Raw genomic sequence first — 12,638 nt, 5'->3', positions numbered from 1 at the left:
GCGGTCCTTCAGGTCTTTGTCCATTGCGGACACCAGCGCGTTGAACTCCACGAGCCGCAGCGTGTGCAGGTCCGCCCACGTGACGCCGAAGTGCGCCACAAGCCGCGCTTTCGTTACTGCGCGGCGGGCACGGTAGGGTCCGGCTTCCCCGCCGGGCGCTCAACGCGGATCTTCAGGCTTCCGGCCTGCTCGATGGTGAAGGCGGGGTCTTCACGACGCTTCACCACGAACGCGAGTGCGCGGAGGAACTTGCCCTTGCGGGAACCGGGCTTGGCCACCGACTCAATGGACGCGTCGATGATCTCTTCGACCGTCTCGATTTCGTCAATGGTCAGTTCGTCGATGTCAATCGAAATGAAGTCGGACAACGATTCTCCAGTCTGTTAAGAGCCGAGAGCGCGCCGGACGAGCCGTGTGATTCGCTCGCGGAAAACTGCGGTGTACTCGGCCTGTTTCTTCCCGGCGGTGCGGAAAAGGAAGGGCTGTGGGCGGATGTGCCGTTTGCGCCATCCGAAGTGAATCGGTCCGGCGTACGGGACCGACGAGCCGCGTCCAGCGCGGACGATGGCCCCCTTGACGCTCGCGGACGGCTTGACCGTGCGAGCCAACCGGCCCGAACGATGCGGAGCCGCGCGGCTCGCGGGCTGCGCCACCACGTCGGCGGTGTCCTTGTGCGCCTGCGCTAGCTCCTTGCGCAGGTCGGCGTCCTTCGTGCGGCGTATGGCGCTGCGCAGCTCGCGCAGCCCGTCTACCCGTACCTCGAAGTCACGTGCCATGGCTGGTCATGCCTCCTTGTGGTGTGCACACCAAGCGGCCCCCTCGCCGGCCGCGGTGGCCTTCTTGTGGTGTGCACACCAACCAAGGGACGGAGTCAGCCGCTCGTCGGAGGCGTCGGAGTCGGCTCGCTGTAGACGAGCTTCAGCGCGTCCGTGGTACCGGGGTCGAGAACCCGGAAACCCAATTCCATGACCGTGATTTCGTCTAGGGACGCTTCCGGCGAATCGCCGGTGAACTGAATCGCCGGGGCCTCGATCACGAGCGAAGACGGCTTTCCGTCACTCGCCTTCGTCGCGCCCGTGTACGTGATGCGTGCGGACAGGACAGTGCCCGCAATGAACGCCTCATACAGAGCGAGTGTCGAGTCATCGAATTCCGCTTCGAAGGACCCTTCGTAAGTCGGCACGGCCGCCCGAACAGGAACCTTCTTCAACGGATTAGCACGCACAAAGCGCCGGTCGGTCTTCAGACCGGACTCAGCCGAAATGGTCCACTTCGTGACGTCGAGCTGCGTGTACGCGGACGCGCCGGGCATCTTGACCTCAACCACGCCCGCCGTCCAGTCGTACGGGAAGGCTTCAGCCGGGTAGGCCGGGGCGAGCGGGGCCGCGCCGTGCGTCACGGTCTGAAAGTCGAACGCAACCTTGGCCGCTAGCGGGGAACCGACTTCCTGCGTCAGCTCAACGGTTGTCGCGACACACCCGACGTGGCGGAAGGCGGTCACGCCTCCAGATGCTTTGGGACGCACCATTTCAGCGGTGAAACTCTTGCCGCTTCCGGTGCTCGCAGACGTGAACGTGTGCACCGTGGTCTTGCCTACGGGCTTGCTCTCGTGCCGATCGAAGGCGGAGGCGAACAAGGTTGCGGCTCCAGCGTCGAGTACGTCGCACTCGATCTCACCTTCGCCGCCCATGTCGACAATCCGGCGGCGGTCGGCGCGGGCGGTCTGAAGACCGGTGCGGAACCCGACACTCTCCATGAATTCGCGGGTGGTCTTCCAGCTATCGCCCTTGCCTTCGTATCCGTCCACAGTGGATGCGGCGGTGCCGTAGGCGGTCTCTGCGCCCAGGGCGATTGTTGCGTCTAGGGCCACTTGGGCACCCTCCTATGTGTGTATGCGTGCCCGAAGAGCGACCGTGACGTCAGCGACGGCGGTTGAGCCGTTGCCGCCGTCGCCATTGGTGACGGCGACACGCACGGGCCGGGCATCCATGAGCCCGGACACTCGGTGCGGGTGGAAGTCGTCCAGCACAGCGCGTTCGATCTCGGCCCGCAGCTCATACGCTGCGGTCTCGGCCCTGACCGGGTCGCCGGGTGCCGTCGCCCACGCCCTGATGGTCAGTTCGGCCGTGATGTTGGACGGCTTCCGTCGCCCGGCCGCGAGTGCTACGGGTTCGATCTCCGGTTCTACGGTGTCGGTGAACCACACGCTGCGGCTTCGTGCGTCTGCGGGTTCGGCGTAGGACACCTGGACCCCGGACCCGGCGAACCGGGCTGTGAGCGCTTCGTACAGCGCGAGCTTGGCGGCAAGGATCACGTACACGTGCTCACCCCCACGGAGGCCGGGTTCGGTAGCGGTTCAGGACCGCGTTCACCTCCGGCAGGCTCGTCGGCCGCCAGTCGCCCCCGGCTTGGGCAAGGGAGACCTGTCCGAACTCTGAGTTGATGGACAGGGCGCGGTCAGGCATTCGGGAGTGGAGATCCACGGCCCACTGTCGCGCGATGGTCCGTGCGGCCCACCTGATAGCCGTAGGCGGGCGTTCCGGCCACGCCTGGCCCGTGTACCCCTCCACGGTTTCGACGGCGTAGGAGAGGGCCTCCGACAGGTCCGCGTCGGTGAACAGGTCGGCGTCGGCGAGCCCGTCCAGGCGCCGCAGCTCCGGCAGGGTCGCGTACTGGTCATGCACCACGCGGCACCTCCGTTCTTGTGGTGTGCACCTCAAGGCACGCCCGCGGCCGGCTCGAGTGCGGAATGTGGTGCGCACTCCAACCGGCCGGGGCGTTACCGCAGGTGGGACGGATCAGGCAGCCGTGACCGGAGCGGGCAGGGTGAGCAGGGCGGAGCCGGTCGCGTCGAGCAACGAGCCCCCGGCCCGCTGGACGAACTTGTACGAGACCAGGTCCTCAACGAACTTCGCTTCGGTCGAGCGTGCGACCCGCAGCGGCCCGGCGAACCGGGTGATGAAGCCCGAGAGGTCCGACAGGACGACCTTGGTGTTGTCGTTGTCGAAACCGGCGTCTCGCAGGACCGGGCGGCCCATGAGCGTGAGGGCGGTCCCGTCCGCGACGGACTTCAACAGGTACTGCCCGTTGCCGTCCTTGAGCTTGCGCAGGCGCGCGATGGTCTTACGGCCCATGAGCCAGCTCGCGCGGTTCGCGGCTGCGGTCGGCAGCTCATAGAACAGATCGATGACGTAATCGGCCGCGTCGGCTTCCTTGGTGAGCTTCGCCGGGGTCTCCTTGATGGTGATCCCGGCGAGCAGAGCGGCGAGGAAGTCCCGGCCCATCTGGTCGGCCAAGTTCGGCCCGGCGTCGGCAGCGAGGAAACCCACCAGGTCCACCACGTCGTCCTGAACCAATTCGGACGACAGGTGAGTCACGTAGCCGTACTTCTCCGGCGTGTTGCTCACGGTGTCGGTAGACGGGTAGTTCTCCGGCAGGGCCTGCGCCTCAGTGGGCTTGGTCTCCGGGCGCTTCGGCGAGACGCGGGGGAAGGTCAGCTTCTCGCCCGTGCTGGTCGTGACGGAGCGGGCGCCACCGACGATGACGTTGGATCGCTCCGCGATGATCTCGATGAGCTGCGTGTACAGCGTGTCCGAAGGCGTGGCCTTGCCCGCCTGCTTGTTCGCCGCGTCCACGCCCACGCCCATCACGGCGCGGAACTCGGCCGCTTCGCCGACGTTCAGGCTTCGGAGAGTGGTGCTGTCCTTCTCGCGGGTGTCGGTGGCCTGCGGCTGCGGGGCGCCCTGCGCGAGCAGAGCCACGGCGAGACTGCGGGCCTCTTCGGTGCGCTGCGCGGCCTGCTCACGCGCTTCGGCGGTCTTGGCGTTGGCGAACAGGTCGGCGAAACGGGTGTCAAGCCGGTCGAGCAGCTCCAGAATGCGGGCGCTCGTGTCGGTGGCGCCGTCTGCGTCGGCTGCGGTGAGGGCGTGCTCAGCGCGGGCGCGCTCTTCGGCGGTGTCCTGAAGCTCAGTGGTCAAGGTGGTGGGGCTCCCCTTCGGTGTGGCTGCGGCCGTCGCGGGCCGGGCGTCGGGTGTCGTGGCGCTGCGGGCTTCGTGCAGTGCGCGCAGGGCGGCGGTGGTGTCGGGGTAGGCCGGGGTCAGGACCGGGCCTAGCTCCACGACGTCGATGCGGCGAAGGGTGCGGATCACTTCGCCGTCTGGTGTGTCGGTCCATTCCTGATCGGAACGGGCGTCCGGAAGGGAGAACGTGAACGAGCTGCCAGCAACGACACCGCGCCGGATCAGCTCGGCGACATCGCGCGCGGTGCTGGTGTCCGGTAGGTCGATTTCGTACCAACCGCCGATGTCGTCTTCACCGACGCGCAGCCCTGCGCCCGTGCGGGCAAGAGGGGCGTTCGCGTTGTGGTTGAACGTCGCGAGCATTTCGTTACGTGCCATGGATTCCCGGCCCGCTCCGCGTTCGATGCGTTCCCGGAACCCGCCTAGGTCATGGGACAGTGCGCCGAAAACGTAGGCGTAGCCGCGAATGGTGGTGTTCTCGCCTTCGGATCGCAGTTCGACCGGGCGCGCGTAGTCGCGTCGCTCAGTGGTCAACGGGTGCGGTCTCCTTTGGCTTCTCGGCGGAGTCTTCGCCGGTTTCCTCCCCGTCGGTCGCGGGGTCTTCGGGTGCGGTCTCGTCCGGCTCGTCGGCCGGGTCGGTGGTGGTCTTCCCGCCGGAGAGCGACAGAGGACCGTCCGGGGTGAGCAACGCCAAGTTGAGCGGGAGTTGAAAGAAGTCGCCGTACTCGGTGTCCGGCGGAAGGTCTTCCAGCGCCCGGACTTCGTTGCGGGTGTAGATCCCGGATGCGAGGCCGACGCGGTAGGTGTCCATGCGGTCTTTGAGGGCGCCGCGCTGGATAGCGTCGATGTTCAGCCGGACGAACGCTTTCGTGTCCCCTGTGTCGGCAACGAGCAGAGCCGTTAAGGCTTCCTCTATCCGCTCGACCCACGGGCGCGTGGAGTACTGCGCAAAGCTCGTGTTCTGTTCCGACAGGCCGGAGCCCCACGACGTCGAGTTGGTGGCGTCCGCGATGAGATGCGGCGGCACACCGAAAAGCCTTGCCACGTCGGGGACCTGGAACTGTCGCGTCTGCAAGAACTGCGCTTCGTCCGGGCTGATCGTGACCTTCTGGAACGTCGCCCCCTCCGTGAGGATGGCGAGCCCGTGACGATTCCCCCGGCCCCTGTGGATATTGCGCCACGTCTGCCGGGCCGCCTTCAGGCCCTCCGGCGTCATCGGGCCGGGCACGTTCACGACTGCGCCGGGAAGCGCGCCGTCCCGGAAGAAGTCCGCTCCGTACTCCAGTGCCGACAACGCGGAACCGATGGTGAGGGATGCGGCCTTGAGCGGTGAGACCCCGCGCAGTTCCCCGGCGAGCGGGAGCCCTTGAAGGTGAATGACGTCCTTCGGGTCGAGCGCTCCGACCACATCGGACGGTTCCTCTTCGCCCGCGACCGACAGTTGATACACCAGGCGCTTACGGCCGGAACGGGTCGCGACGTAGCGCGGCTCCACCATGGACGCGGGGATGACGTCGAGCGCGACCACCCGGCCGCCCACACGGGAAACCAGGATGTAGGCGTTTCCCTCCAACAGAAGGCTTGTCATGATCTGCCCGAAGAACGCAATCCGGCCGATGTCCGGATTCGGCTTGGTCAGCCAGTCGGGCGCGGTGAACGGGCGGCGACGTCCGGCCACGCGGCGGTACGCGTCCACGGGAAGCGTCGCAATCGCATCGGTCAGAAGCCGGACGCAGGCGAAGACAGCCGAGACCTTGAGGGCGGTCTCACGCGTCAACGGCTCGTCGTCCGGGGCATCCACGCCGAACAGTTCGGCGGTGGTCCTGGCCTGCTCGACCGGGACCGGTGCGGAGCGCTTCTCCACAAAGGACATGAAGCCCACTAGGCCGCACCACCCTTCGACTTGGCAGCGCACACCGCGCCGATCACGGCGAGCACTCCGCCTGTGATCCATCCGGCAGGGCCGTAGATGGTTGCGGCGCCGGTCGTGATTGCCGACGCGCCACAGGTCGCGAGGATCTCCGGCGTGTTCTTCCGCCATAGTGCGGCGGTATGCCAACGTAGTTTCTTTGTGGCGTAGGCGATTTGCCGCCACTTGTCAGTGTTGAGCACAGCGGCCCCCTTTCACCACGTGTCGTCATCCTCGAAGTCGTCCCAGGGCTTGCCGTCTACTAGGAAGCCGTCACTTGTGCGCCTGTCTTCCCGGAAGAGTTGCGCGCGGTGAAGGGCGCCGATCAGGCACACGGCGAGGTCGATTTTTCGTTTGCTGCCTGCGGCTTCCTTGTGGATTCGCGGGCCGCGCGTGTCCTCTCGTACGACCGCGTTGGCGAGGTGTCGGGCTAGCGCCGGGTCGCCGGAGTGCGTCATCCGGCCTTCCGTGATCACCTCATACGCGCTCTGTGTCGCGGGCACCATGCGTGCAAGTGAGTTGGTCGGGAACTCCACGACCGGCAAGCCCTCTTCGGCTAGCTCTTGCATCGCGACTTCCCACCGGTACGGGTCGCCGGGGACCTCCGCAACGCGGTAGATCCCGCATATATCCCGGATTCTCTGCTTGACCTCACCCAGCGGTGTACGCCAGTGCGGGTCATCCGCCGGGGCTTCCCAGTGCCCGAGTACTTCCGCGTGCAGGTCCGACAGGCGTACACCTACGATGCCGGTTGAATCGCCTTTCCATGCTGCGTCAACGAAAGCAACGATTTCGTCGCCGGGCTCAAGCCGCTTATCCGGCCGCGCGAGCGCTTCCCACGCGCCGTGAGGAAGCCACGTTGAGCCACCCCGGACGAATTGGTTCAGCCGGTACATGCGGAAATTGGCTTCGGGCGTGCGCTTGCAGCTCGCGGCGAAGTCCTCGTGGTTCATGATTTCCCACGACGGATTGCAGCGGCGCCACACGTCGGGGTCGCGGTGGTCGACCGTTTCGCCGGGGTGGACCCCGTACCAGCGGGACCAGAAAGAGGGGTCGTCCTCTTCACCAGACTCGACCCGACGGCCGTGCTCGACCATGTCCGCGAACGGCCCGTCAGGCATTGGCCCGGCGGTAGAGATCACCAAGAACAAGGGCTCGTTCCGTTGGGCAGAGCCAAGAGTGAGCGCGTCGAACAGGTCGCTGTTCTTCGCCTGCGCGTACTCGTCCATCACGATCATGGACGGATTCAGACCTTGCTGAAGCCCGGCGTCGGCGGACACGGCCTTGAACCGGCCGCCTGTCGCGTGACAGATGATCTGATCACGTTGGACAGTGCAGATGTCCGACAGAAGCGGAGACATGCGGACCATGCGCGAGGCTTCGGCGAACAGTAGCCGGGCCTGGTCGCGGGTGTTGGCTGCGCAGATGACTTCCGGCGCCGCGTCGCGAGTGTCCGCGCACAGGTGATACAGCGCGAGCGCGGCGGCAAGCTGCGTCTTGCCATTCTTGCGCGCCACGCCGAGAACCGCCGTCCGGTAACGGCGTCGGCCATCCGGAGTGAGCCGGTAAATCTCATCGATGACGTCGCGTTGCCACGCGAGCAGACGGAACGGCTGCCCGAGATAGGAGCCGCCAAGCGTGAGGTGCTGGACGAATCGGCGTACCCGTCGTCCCTCTGTTTTGGGGGACAACGGTTTCGCCTCCTAATCGTCGTCAGGGCCACCCAAGATGTCGTCCAAAGTCGTCCGGCGCGCAGCGTTCGCGGCGATGCCCAAACGAAGGCGGGCTTCGAGATTCAGCCCCAGAGTTGTTTCTATGGCGCGCATTTCCTTCTCGGTGGACTCGACGTACCGCAGCGCCGGATGAATCACAGTCTGCCCGGTACTGCCCACTGTCGTGAGCCCGTCGATTTCCACTTCGCGCAGAAGCGCGGCCCGCCGGTCGTGAAGCTCGCAGTAGCGTTCGATCACGAACCGGTCAGTTGCAGGGAGGTAGGCGCCTTCGCCCGCAGCCCACACGGCCCGCCAGATCTCGCGACCGACGTCGCCCAGCTTCGACGGTACGCGCGGTGCACGGCCGACGTGGACAGTTGGCGCGGACGGGGAACCGTTGGCACTACGCGGGTTCCCGGAGCGATCCTCCGGCCGCTTCGCGTGCGACATGCCGACTACCTCCGTCCGTCTTGTGGTGTGCACATCAACCGGGCACCTCGCCGGCCGCGGGGCCTTTCTTGTGGTGTGCACTCCAACGACGCGCCGTAGTCCCGTTCGGGTGAAACAACTTTGATGTCGGTACTTCCGCGTGAGCAACTGAGATCCTCACGGGCATGGAAATCACACCCTTGCCCGAATACGAACCGCCGACCCGCGAGAGGATCAGTGCCCAGGAACTAGCGGCCTTGCGCGCCGTACGTGACGGCTCAGTCGTTCGCTCGGCTGGAATCTGGTCTGTGTCCCACGAAGATATGGACAGGGAACGCGCCTTGCCGTTCACGGTTCTTCTCGGTCGTGGCCTGATCACGTTGCAGCCCACGGATTACGGGCATGGCCACCAGGCGGACGTCACGCAACGCGGTCTTGCCGTCATAGGCGTAAACGACCACCGCGCGGCAGAACTCTAGTAACCGCTGTACCGGCCGCCCGTGCGCCTGCCGACGACTCCGGGCACGTTGCTTTCAGAGCCGTAGCGGCCACGGGCGTAACGAACTCCCGCAATGATGTTGTCGACGGGGTGGCAAATTTCGCCGTAGCCGGGCAACGCCCATCGGTCGAACGTCGGCCGGATCGTTTGGACCAGGCCCACACTCGGCGTGCCGCGCCGGGCGTTGATGTCCCAGGTGTTCACGGCGCACGGGTCGCCGGAGGACTCGGCCGCGATGATGAGCCGCAGCGCATCCCGGTCAGTGATCGGCGGTTCGCCGACGTGCTCCAGTGCGGCGGAAGCTTGCGCAATCCATCGGTTGAGCGCGTCCCCCTTTGCGGGGCCACACGGCGGGTTCGAGTCCTTCGCCGGGGGTTCGGGGTCCGGGCCTGCCCCGGCGGGCTGCGGGCTCGCGGGCACCGAAGGCAAGGTGGGCCGGGTCGGTTCGGCAGGCTGCGCCCATACCTGAGCCGGGCGCGGTCGGGGGTTCACGGCGTACACCGTGGAGAACAGGAGAACGGCGACGAGTGCCCCGGCGATCACGCGGTCGGTCGCCGACACGGAGCCGGGCAAGGTGCCTCCGTTCAGAGGTCGGCCGGGGACCGCCGTTGCGGACCGGCGTGTAAGTCCGTCCTTGGCGTCGCCCGGCGGGCGCGGAAGAGTGGGACCGCCCCGAACGGGGAGCACCAGGCCGCGAGAGGGGGCGCGGCCGGGCTCAACCCGCACGGGGCGGTGGTCTACGCAGGCTGCGCGGAAGCGAGCTGCGGGAGGAGAAGGCGCACGGCGGAGGCCGCTTGCTGCGGCACGACACCGTTACCGAGAAGGCGGAGTTTCTGCGCGCGGGACAGGCCGGGCATCTCTGCCACGTATCCAGGCGCAAGGCCCATGAGCCACTCAACGAACGGCGCGGTGAGCAGGTAAGTACCTCGTTCGGTCTCGAAGGCCGGAACCGGAGCTACTCGCTCAAGGAAGTGTTCCCATCCTCGGACGGCGACGGAGTACTTGCCCCAGTCGAGTCCTCCACCAAGCGCGCTATCGCCGTCTGAAGGTTGAGCCCTCCCCGGCGGCCCCCCGACCAGGCGCCCGCGTGGCACGTCGCGTGTGGGGTCGGCAGCAACCACGAATAGCCTCCGCCGCAGATGCGGCGCCCCGACATCACCAGCGGATACAACCGCCCATGCGAATAGATACCCAGCTTCGGCAAGGTCTGCGAAGACGACATCGGCGCCGCGCCGGAGATGTCCGGCAACGTTCTCCAGCACGATGACTCTCGGTCGAAGTACGCGAATGGCGCGAGCGATCCAGGGCCAGAGATGGCGGGGGTCTTCGGTTCCAAGTCGCCTCCCGGCGTGCGAGAAGGGCTGACACGGGTACCCGGCAGTCAGCACGTCGACAGGTGGGACGGCCTGCCACTCGACCGCGCGGACGTCGCCCAGGTTCGGGGCCTGCGGGTGGTAGGCGGTCATGACCGCGACGGCCGCCGGGTCGATGTCGGCCCACCACGCGAGGCGCCCGCCGAACACGTCGACGGCCGCGAGGTCGAGCCCGCCGAGACCGGAGCACAGAGACCCGATCGTCGGAGAAGTCACTTGCCCGCCCGGCATCGGTCGAGCGCAAGCGCGAGGTAGTCCGGGTTCAGGTCGACCCCGATAGCGCGCAGACCTGCGGCGCGAGCGGCGACGAGCGACGTCCCCGACCCGCAGAAAGGGTCAAGGATCGTGGGGTGTGCACCACAAGATTCGGCACCGCGGCCGGCGAGGGGTGCCTTGTCGTGTGCACCACAAGAAGGCACGGACGCGGCAACGCAGCGTTCGGCGAGCCGCAGCGGCATCGGCGCGAAGTGGGCGCCCTTGAAGGGCTGCGTCGGCAGCGTCCACACGTCGCCGGGGTTGTGGCCCCGGTCTTCGTGTCCCGGCGGCGGCCACACCGACGTCACGGAGTTGGCTTTCTTCGGCCCCGGCTTGCGCGCTCGCCGCGAGGGGGAGCGGTCGCCCGTGTACGGCTCGCGGACCGCGTCCAGGTTGAACCTGTACCGGTTCGACTTCGTCAGCAAGAACACCGACTCGTGCCGGTTCGAGAACCGGTCTTGCACGCTCTCCGGCATCGCGTTCGGCTTGGCCCAGACGATGGCGTTCCGCAGAAACCAGCCGTCCGCCTGAAGTGCGAAGGCCACCTTCCACGGAAGACCGATCAGGTTCTTGGGGCGCGTCCCGGTCGCCCCGGCCCGCAGGGGACCGGACTTCGCGGTGTAGGCGTCGCCCAGGTTCAGCCACACAAGGCCGTCGTCGGCGAGCACCCGGCGGACTTCGGCGAACACGGACACGAGCCGTTCGACGTACTCCGCCACGGTCGGCTCATGGCCGATCTGTCCGGCGTCGCCGTAGTCGCGGAGCCCGAAGTACGGCGGGCTCGTCACGACCGCGTTCACGGAACCGGGCTCCAGCGTGCGGAGTACGTCGGCCGCGTCGCCCTGGTGAAGGGTGAGCGTCTCGTCTCGGTAGTACTCGGCCACGCGCTCACCTCCATTCAGTCGGCGCGGGGAAGCCCGCCACGGGGAGCTATCAACACAGGCCAGACACCCGCGAAGCGCTCGACCCGTGACGGGCTGGAATGGCTGCCTAAGCCCCGTTTCCGGGGGTTTTAGGCACGTTTTGGAGGGCTTTCGCCCTGTTTTCGGGCAGCGTGAACCGGCCCGCGAGCAGGCGAAACGCAGGCTCGCGGGCGGTTCGTGCTGGTCAAAAATCGGACGCGCACTCAGGGCGTGTCCAGAAAGGGGCCGGGGTGTTCTACCGCCCCGGAGCGGCCAGACTTTCGCCCCGCCTTCCCCATGAGCGCGCAGCGCGTTCGCCTTCAGAAGAGAGCGTGAAGGATCGCAGGATGAGTAAGGGTGTGCCTGCCTGTCCTAGCTCTGTGGTCTGAAGATCCGGCGCGCGTTCTCGTCTTCGGTCTTGTCCTTGTGGCACGCGGTGCACAGCACTTGAATGTTGCCGGGCTCGTCGCGTCCGCCATCCCGCAGTGGCCGGATGTGATCCACCTGAACAGCCCGCGCGGGGAAGGTGTGACCGCAGCCCCGGCAGCGTGCCCCGCCTGCGCGGCTGATCGCTCGTCGGACTGCCTGCCGGACGCGGTCACCCGCCCTCCGGCGATGGTCACCCCCGCAGCGCTCACAGTGGGCGCCCCCAGGAACAGCCGTCCGGGGACAGGTCATGCACGCACGTCGGAGCATGAGCACCCCCAGGGCTGTTTGCGGCCTCTACTTACTTCAGTGGCGGTGGGGTGACATCCGACCAGGCAAAACGCCCTCCCTGTGGCGCACGCCACACCAAGACGTGTCGAAGTGTCGATTTGAGCCCTTTTCCGTAATCCCCTTAGAGAGAAGAGAGCTATAGAAGACCTAGAAACACCCGCATTTCAACACTTCGACACTCCGCCCCGCGTCCGCCCGCAGCACGGCACGTGCCGCGTGTCCCCCTACCGCCACTGAGAGGTAATGACGGGAAACAAGGCGCACGACGAAGTCCGGCGAGCGCCTCCCGTGGAGGTGGCCTATGGGGGCACTGCTCACCGCGCGGGAAGTCGCGCAGTACTGCGGGGTGCCGCTGAAGACTGTCTACGGCTGGAACACGGCCGGAACGGGACCGAAGTACTACCGGGTCGGGAAGCACGTCCGATACAGAGCGTCCGAAGTGGACAAGTGGCTAGAGCGGCACGCTGTGATCCCGCGCGACCCGGCGTAGGGACTGACCTTCAGAGATCGGTGAACAACGTCGCGACGTCCACGCCGAGAGCGTCCGCGATTTGAAAGACCGCGTCCACGGACGCGCTGTTCCGCCCGGCTTCGATGCGCCCGTAGGTGGTGCGGTCGAGCCCGGCAGCGTCGGCGATGTCCTGTTGAGTCCGGTTCGCCTGCTCGCGCACGTCGCGAATCCGCACGCCAAGGGCAAGACGGCGGCGGGGAGCGGCCTTACGGCTTGTCGGCGGCACGGCGAACAACCTAGCCCACCCCGGAGGGAAGGGCGGTACGCTACAGTCCATGCGGCATATATGCCGCATTAATGATCATGAAATGG

At 66.8% G+C, this 12,638-nt stretch carries 16 protein-coding genes; 2 read left to right on the top strand and 14 right to left on the bottom strand.

Annotated elements, in window-relative coordinates; translation table 11 throughout:
• Nucleotides 1–113: 113 nt before the first annotated feature.
• The 9 genes from DMH01_RS22860 to DMH01_RS22820 form a co-directional block, all read right to left on the bottom strand.
• Nucleotides 114–368 carry a hypothetical protein gene (locus DMH01_RS22860; protein WP_125679284.1) on the bottom strand — a complete coding sequence of 85 codons (255 nt, stop codon included), beginning with the start codon at nucleotides 366–368 and terminating at the stop codon, nucleotides 114–116.
• Nucleotides 369–383: 15 nt separating this feature from the next.
• Nucleotides 384–776 (bottom strand): hypothetical protein, encoded by a 393-nt coding sequence (locus DMH01_RS22855; protein ID WP_125679283.1) that lies wholly within the window; start codon nucleotides 774–776, stop codon nucleotides 384–386.
• Between the two features lie 95 nt (nucleotides 777–871).
• Nucleotides 872–1,870 (bottom strand): phage tail tube protein, encoded by a 999-nt coding sequence (locus DMH01_RS22850; protein WP_125679282.1) that lies wholly within the window; start codon nucleotides 1,868–1,870, stop codon nucleotides 872–874.
• A 12-nt stretch (nucleotides 1,871–1,882) separates the two neighbouring features.
• Complete coding sequence (locus DMH01_RS22845; RefSeq protein ID WP_125679281.1) at nucleotides 1,883–2,314, bottom strand: hypothetical protein; 432 nt, start codon at nucleotides 2,312–2,314, stop codon at nucleotides 1,883–1,885.
• Between the two features lie 10 nt (nucleotides 2,315–2,324).
• The gene (locus tag DMH01_RS22840) at nucleotides 2,325–2,687 is read right to left on the bottom strand and encodes a hypothetical protein (protein WP_199745596.1); all 363 of its coding nucleotides are present in this window, start codon (nucleotides 2,685–2,687) and stop codon (nucleotides 2,325–2,327) included.
• Nucleotides 2,688–2,798: 111 nt separating this feature from the next.
• Nucleotides 2,799–4,553 carry a phage major capsid protein gene (locus DMH01_RS22835; RefSeq protein WP_125679280.1) on the bottom strand — a complete coding sequence of 585 codons (1,755 nt, stop codon included), beginning with the start codon at nucleotides 4,551–4,553 and terminating at the stop codon, nucleotides 2,799–2,801.
• The gene (locus DMH01_RS22830; protein WP_125679279.1) at nucleotides 4,543–6,114 is read right to left on the bottom strand and encodes a phage portal protein; all 1,572 of its coding nucleotides are present in this window, start codon (nucleotides 6,112–6,114) and stop codon (nucleotides 4,543–4,545) included. The genes DMH01_RS22835 and DMH01_RS22830 overlap by 11 nt, the downstream gene beginning before the upstream one ends.
• A gap of 29 nt (nucleotides 6,115–6,143) precedes the next feature.
• Nucleotides 6,144–7,619 (bottom strand): terminase large subunit domain-containing protein, encoded by a 1,476-nt coding sequence (locus DMH01_RS22825; RefSeq protein ID WP_125679278.1) that lies wholly within the window; start codon nucleotides 7,617–7,619, stop codon nucleotides 6,144–6,146.
• Nucleotides 7,620–7,631: 12 nt separating this feature from the next.
• A complete protein-coding gene (locus DMH01_RS22820; protein WP_125679277.1) occupies nucleotides 7,632–8,090 on the bottom strand; it encodes a phage terminase small subunit P27 family in 459 nt (152 codons plus the stop codon).
• 164 nt (nucleotides 8,091–8,254) lie between these two features.
• Between DMH01_RS22820 and DMH01_RS22815 the strand changes: the two genes are divergently transcribed.
• On the top strand, nucleotides 8,255–8,548 hold the full coding sequence (locus tag DMH01_RS22815; RefSeq protein ID WP_125679276.1) for a hypothetical protein: 294 nt from the start codon (nucleotides 8,255–8,257) through the stop codon (nucleotides 8,546–8,548).
• On the opposite strand, the gene DMH01_RS22810 is transcribed toward DMH01_RS22815, so the two are convergent.
• The 4 genes from DMH01_RS22810 to DMH01_RS43740 all read right to left on the bottom strand — a co-directional run bounded on the left by DMH01_RS22810 (nucleotide 8,545) and on the right by DMH01_RS43740 (nucleotide 11,776).
• Nucleotides 8,545–9,141 carry a transglycosylase SLT domain-containing protein gene (locus DMH01_RS22810; RefSeq protein ID WP_233621641.1) on the bottom strand — a complete coding sequence of 199 codons (597 nt, stop codon included), beginning with the start codon at nucleotides 9,139–9,141 and terminating at the stop codon, nucleotides 8,545–8,547. The two genes, DMH01_RS22815 and DMH01_RS22810, sit on opposite strands and share 4 nt — an antisense overlap.
• 164 nt (nucleotides 9,142–9,305) lie before the next feature.
• Nucleotides 9,306–10,157 carry a DNA cytosine methyltransferase gene (locus tag DMH01_RS22805; RefSeq protein ID WP_125679274.1) on the bottom strand — a complete coding sequence of 284 codons (852 nt, stop codon included), beginning with the start codon at nucleotides 10,155–10,157 and terminating at the stop codon, nucleotides 9,306–9,308.
• Complete coding sequence (locus DMH01_RS22800) at nucleotides 10,154–11,080, bottom strand: site-specific DNA-methyltransferase (RefSeq protein ID WP_125679273.1); 927 nt, start codon at nucleotides 11,078–11,080, stop codon at nucleotides 10,154–10,156. The genes DMH01_RS22805 and DMH01_RS22800 overlap by 4 nt, the downstream gene beginning before the upstream one ends.
• A 390-nt stretch (nucleotides 11,081–11,470) precedes the next feature.
• Entirely contained in the window at nucleotides 11,471–11,776 is a 306-nt protein-coding gene (locus DMH01_RS43740; protein ID WP_158633253.1) for an HNH endonuclease signature motif containing protein, read from the bottom strand.
• A 340-nt stretch (nucleotides 11,777–12,116) separates the two neighbouring features.
• On the opposite strand from DMH01_RS43740, the gene DMH01_RS22790 reads away from it, so the two are divergent.
• A complete protein-coding gene (locus tag DMH01_RS22790) occupies nucleotides 12,117–12,305 on the top strand; it encodes an AlpA family transcriptional regulator (RefSeq protein ID WP_125679271.1) in 189 nt (62 codons plus the stop codon).
• A 10-nt stretch (nucleotides 12,306–12,315) separates the two neighbouring features.
• On the opposite strand, the gene DMH01_RS22785 is transcribed toward DMH01_RS22790, so the two are convergent.
• Complete coding sequence (locus tag DMH01_RS22785) at nucleotides 12,316–12,552, bottom strand: helix-turn-helix domain-containing protein (RefSeq protein ID WP_158633252.1); 237 nt, start codon at nucleotides 12,550–12,552, stop codon at nucleotides 12,316–12,318.
• Nucleotides 12,553–12,638: the final 86 nt, after the last annotated feature.

Origin of the sequence: Amycolatopsis sp. WAC 04182 (genome assembly GCF_003947465.1) — a bacterium.
Lineage (GTDB): Bacteria > Actinomycetota > Actinomycetes > Mycobacteriales > Pseudonocardiaceae > Amycolatopsis.
The sequence above is the reverse complement of the archived record's forward strand: the minus strand, read 5'-3'. Positions and strand labels throughout refer to the sequence as shown.